Source organism: Streptomyces phytophilus (assembly GCF_013870535.1).
GTDB classification, from domain to species: domain Bacteria; phylum Actinomycetota; class Actinomycetes; order Streptomycetales; family Streptomycetaceae; genus Streptomyces; species Streptomyces phytophilus.
In genome coordinates, this window is sequence record NZ_JACBXC010000412.1 from 1 (window position 1) to 4,715 (window position 4,715).

General features: G+C 74.8%; 6 protein-coding genes. 4 read left to right on the top strand and 2 right to left on the bottom strand.

The annotated features are described in order from the left end of the window. The 4 genes from H5J30_RS18090 to der form a co-directional block, all read left to right on the top strand. Positions 1–809 (top strand): prephenate dehydrogenase (locus tag H5J30_RS18090; protein WP_181788457.1); only part of this gene is annotated, 809 nt, incomplete at its 5' end. 88 nt (positions 810–897) lie between these two features. Continuing rightward, entirely contained in the window at positions 898–1,608 is a 711-nt protein-coding gene (gene cmk, locus H5J30_RS18095; protein ID WP_181788458.1) for a (d)CMP kinase, read from the top strand. Between the two features lie 53 nt (positions 1,609–1,661). Then, positions 1,662–2,264: a lysophospholipid acyltransferase family protein gene (locus tag H5J30_RS18100; RefSeq protein ID WP_181788460.1), complete on the top strand. Its 603-nt coding sequence runs from the start codon at positions 1,662–1,664 to the stop codon at positions 2,262–2,264. Between the two features lie 66 nt (positions 2,265–2,330). Further along, complete coding sequence (gene der / locus H5J30_RS18105; protein WP_181788459.1) at positions 2,331–3,821, top strand: ribosome biogenesis GTPase Der; 1,491 nt, start codon at positions 2,331–2,333, stop codon at positions 3,819–3,821. Positions 3,822–3,857: 36 nt separating this feature from the next. Here the strand turns inward: der and H5J30_RS18110 are convergent, their stop codons facing one another. Both H5J30_RS18110 and H5J30_RS18115 read right to left on the bottom strand, forming a co-directional pair. Beyond that, the gene (locus H5J30_RS18110; protein ID WP_018837353.1) at positions 3,858–4,085 is read right to left on the bottom strand and encodes a hypothetical protein; all 228 of its coding nucleotides are present in this window, start codon (positions 4,083–4,085) and stop codon (positions 3,858–3,860) included. Between the two features lie 110 nt (positions 4,086–4,195). Next, positions 4,196–4,715, bottom strand: a 520-nt coding sequence (locus H5J30_RS18115) for a DUF8842 C-terminal domain-containing protein (protein ID WP_508470538.1), incomplete at its 5' end; no start/stop codon positions are given.

The window sequence follows — 4,715 nt, forward strand, 5'->3', positions numbered from 1 at the left end:
CCCGCCGCACCCTCGAAGAGCTGGGCGGCGACCTCAGCGCCTACATCGGCAGCCACCCCATGGCCGGCAGCGAGCGCTCCGGCCCGCTGGCCGCCACCGCGGAGCTGTTCGAGGGCCGCCCCTGGGTGCTGAGCCCGGCGGAGACCACCGACACCGAGGTGCTGAACCTCGCGCTGGAGCTGGTCGCGCTCTGCCGCGCCGTGCCCGTGGTGATGGACGCCGACGCCCACGACCGCGCCGTCGCCCTCGTCTCGCACACCCCGCAGCTCGTCTCCAGCATGGTCGCCGCCCGGCTCCGGGACGCCGAGGAGGCCGCGGTCCGGCTGTGCGGGCAGGGCATCAGGGACGTCACGCGCATCGCCGCCTCGGACCCGGCCATGTGGATCGACATCCTCTCCGCCAACCCCGGCCCGGTCGCCGAGGTGCTGGCCGAGGTCGCCGCCGACCTGGACGAGACGGTACGGGCGCTGCGCGCGCTCCAGGCCGCAGACGACGCCAAGCGCCGCACCGGCGCGGCTGGCATCGAGGACGTGCTGCGCCGCGGCAGCGCGGGCCGCGAGCGCGTGCCGGGCAAGCACGGCGCCGCCCCCGCGGACTACGAGACCGTCACCGTGCTCATCGGCGACCGGCCCGGCGAGCTGGCCAGGATCTTCGCCGATGCCGGGGCGGCCGGGGTCAACATCGAGGACGTACGCATCGAGCACGCCACCGGCCAGCAGGCGGGCCGGGTGCAGCTCATGGTCGAGCCGCCGGCCGCGCACGCGCTCACCGCCGCGCTGCGGGAGCGCGGGTGGCCCCTGAGGCAGTGACGGGGGCCCGGGCAGGTAGCAGTAATCTAGTGCCGCACGAGTTCGGCTTTACTCCGTCGTAGACCTGAGGAAGGGTGTCGTTCGCCCCGTGGACAGCGCTGCCAGGGCCCAGCGGGCCCCCGTGATCGTCGCCATCGACGGCCCCGCCGGCACGGGCAAGTCGAGCACGTCCCGGGCTGTAGCCGCCCGGCTCGGCCTGCGCTACCTCGACACCGGCGCGCAGTACCGGGCGGCCGCCTGGTGGATGCTGGGCAACGGCGTGGACGTGGCCGACGCCGCGGCCGTCGCCGCCGCCGCCGAGAAGCCGCAGATCGTCTCCGGCACCGACCCGGGGGCGCCCACGATCACCGTGGACGGCGCGGACGCCGCGGGCCCGATCCGTACCCAGGAGGTCACCGCCGCGGTCAGCGCCGTCAGCGCGGTGCCGGAGGTGCGGACGCGGATCACCGCCCTGCAGCGCTCGATCGCGGCCGAGTCCGCGAAGGCCGGCGGGATCGTGGTCGAGGGCCGGGACATCGGCACGACGGTGCTGCCGGACGCGGACGTGAAGATCTTCCTCACCGCCTCCGAGGAGGTGCGCGCCGCCCGCCGCAGCGGCGAGCTGAAGGGCAAGGACGCCCGCGACCTGGCGGCCACGCAGGCGTCGCTGGCCCGGCGCGACGCCGCGGACTCCGGCCGCAAGGTCTCGCCGCTCGCCAAGGCCGGGGACGCCACCGAGGTGGACACGACGGAACTGACCCTGGAGCAGGTCATCCAGTACGTCGTGAGCCTCGTCGAAGAGAAGCAGCAGGGTCGGTGACAGAACCGGCCGGCGCGGTGCCGGAGACACGGGGTGCGCACGTCGGGCGGCGGATGTCCGCGCCGGTCATGCACGGCTACTTCAGGCCGCGGATACTCGGCGCCTGGCGGATGCCCGCCAGCGGGCCCGTGATCCTGGCCGGGAACCACTCCCACAACGTCGACGGCCCGCTGCTCATGGGGACCTCGCCGCGGCCGGTGCACTTCCTGGTCAAGCAGGAGGCGTTCGTCGGGATCGTCGGCTGGTACCTGCGGACCATCGGCCAGGTGGCCATCGACCGCACGACGGCCGACCGGGCGGCGATCACCCGCGCGCTGGGGGTGCTGGACGACGGCGGCGTGCTCGGGATCTTCCCCGAGGGCAGCAGGGGAGAGGGCGACTTCTCCTCGATCCGCGCGGGCCTCGCGTACTTCGCGGTGCGCTCCGGCGCCCCGGTGGTGCCGGTCGCGGTGCTGGGCACCGCGGAGCGGCGCAGCCGCGTCGTCAAGGCGCTGCCGCCGGTGCGCTCGCACGTGGACATCGTCTTCGGCGAGCCCTTCCAGGCCGGGTCGCCGGACGGGCGGCGTACCCGCAAGGCGATGGACGAGGCGACGCTGCGCATCCAGGACCGGCTGACCGCGCACCTGGCCGCCGCCAGGCGCGACACCGGCCGCTAGACCAGACTTGAGGCCGCGGGCCCGGCCACCGGGCCCGCGGCCGAGAACGCAAGGACGAGGAACGTGATGAGCGAGACCGGCATCTCCCCGGAGCAGGGCCCGGACGGCGCGCCCCGCGGCGACGAGCACGGGGAGCTGGGCGACGCCGAGTACGCCGAGTTCATGGAGCTGGCCGCCGAGGAGGGCTTCGACCTCGACGAGGTCGAGGTCGACCTCGCGCGGGCCGGGCACGGCCCGCTGCCGGTGGTGGCGGTCGTCGGCCGCCCGAACGTCGGCAAGTCGACTCTGGTGAACCGCATCATCGGCCGCCGCGAGGCCGTCGTGGAGGACCGCCCCGGCGTCACCCGCGACCGCGTGTCGTACGAGGCCGAGTGGGCGGGCCGCCGCTTCAAGGTCGTCGACACCGGCGGCTGGGAGCAGGACGTGCTCGGCATCCACGCGTCCGTGGCGGCGCAGGCCGAGTTCGCGGTGGAGGCCGCGGACGCCGTCGTCTTCGTCGTGGATACGCAGACGGGCGCCACGGACACCGACGAGGCCGTCGTGAAGATGCTGCGCCGGGCCGGCAAGCCGGTGGTGCTCTGCGCCAACAAGGTCGACGGGCAGTCCGGCGAGTCGGAGGCGGCGTACCTGTGGTCGCTCGGCCTCGGCGAGCCCCACCCGGTCTCCGCGCTGCACGGCCGCGGCACCGGCGACATGCTCGACGCGGTGCTCGACGCGCTCCCGGACGCGCCCGCGCAGACGTTCGGCGGCGGGCTCGGCGGGCCGCGCCGGGTGGCGCTCATCGGGCGGCCGAACGTCGGCAAGTCGTCGATGCTCAACAAGCTCGCCAAGGAGGACCGCGTCGTCGTGGACGACGTGGCGGGCACCACCCGGGACCCGGTGGACGAGCTGATCCAACTGGGCGGGAAGACCTGGCGGTTCGTCGACACCGCCGGCATCCGGCGGCGTGTCCACCTCCAGGAGGGCGCCGACTACTACGCCTCGCTGCGCACTGCCGCGGCGCTGGAGAAGGCGGAGGTCGCGGTCGTCCTCGTGGACGCCGGCGAGACGCTGGCCGTGCAGGACACCCGGATCATCTCCATGGCCGTCGACGCCGGGCGGGCCCTGGTCATCGCGTACAACAAGTGGGACGTGCTGGACGACGAGCGCCGGTTCTACCTGGAGCGCGAGATCGAGCGCGACCTCGTGCAGGTGCAGTGGGCGCCGCGGGTCAACGTCTCGGCCCGTACCGGACGGCACATGGAGAAGCTGGTGCCGGCGCTGGAGACGGCGCTGGCGGGCTGGGAGACGCGGGTGCCGACGGGCAGGCTCAACGCCTTCCTCGGCGAACTGGTGGCCGGGCAGCCGCACCCGGTGCGCGGCGGCAAGCAGCCGCGGATCCTCTTCGGCACCCAGGCGGGCACCAGGCCGCCGCGGTTCGTGCTCTTCGCCTCGGGGTTCATCGAGGCGAACTACCGGCGGTTCATCGAGCGGCGGCTGCGCGAGGAGTTCGGCTTCGAGGGCAGCCCGATCCGGATCTCGGTACGGGTGCGGGAGAAGCGGGGCCGCAAGAAGTAGCGGCCCCGGCTCCTGGCGGGGCCGCTACCGGCGGGGTCAGTCGTCGGCCGCGCGGTGGCGGTGCACGTGGAGGTGCGACCGCAGCCGCCCCGTGGACGGCAGTGACGGGCGGGCGTTCATGATCGCGTCGAAGCGGAGCTGCTCCTCGCCGGAGCGGTCCCCGGGCAGCGCCCGGAAGAGCCGGCGGTACTCGGCGAACAGGGCGTCGTAGATCGGCGTCCCCGAGGGGCGCGCGGCCGCGTGGGGCTCGTGGGCGGGGCGCATGCCGGGAATCGCGTGGTATCGGTGCACACCCGTGCAACGAAGGCGCGGTACGGAGGGATGCGGGTGCACGTTGCTCCGATCAGGTACGGGTGCTCCGAACGGGTTTGGGATCACGTGCCGGTGAGGGGCATCGTCGCCCCGACGAGCAGCCCGCGCGCGGCGGCCTGCGCCAGCGCCTCGCCGAGCAGGTCCTCGCGCGGCTGGCGGCCGATCGCGCCGGCGGGCGCGGCGTAGACGAGCACTTCCTGCTCCTTCGCCGCGGCGGCCCGCCAGCCTTCCGAGACGTGCAGCGGCTGGTGCGCCTGCCACCAGGCGGTCGGCGGCTGGCCGGCGGTGCCGGGCTGCATCACGGCGTGCAGCTGGCCGGCGACGAGCAGCACGGACCAACCGGTCGCCGGCGCCGGCGGCTTGACCATGTCCATCACGGGCAGGAAGCCGCTCTCGATGAGCAGCGGCAGGAAGTCGTCGCCGGGGCCCTCGGAGCCGGGCCGGACGACGGGCGCGGTGGGCTCGACGACCAGCGCGGGCCGGGCGTCCTCGCCGCACATCACCAGCCCGCAGGTGACGCCGAGCACGGCCTGCGCCTCGCCGTGGTCGCCGCCGGGGGCCGCGGGTGCCGGGGCGGCGGGC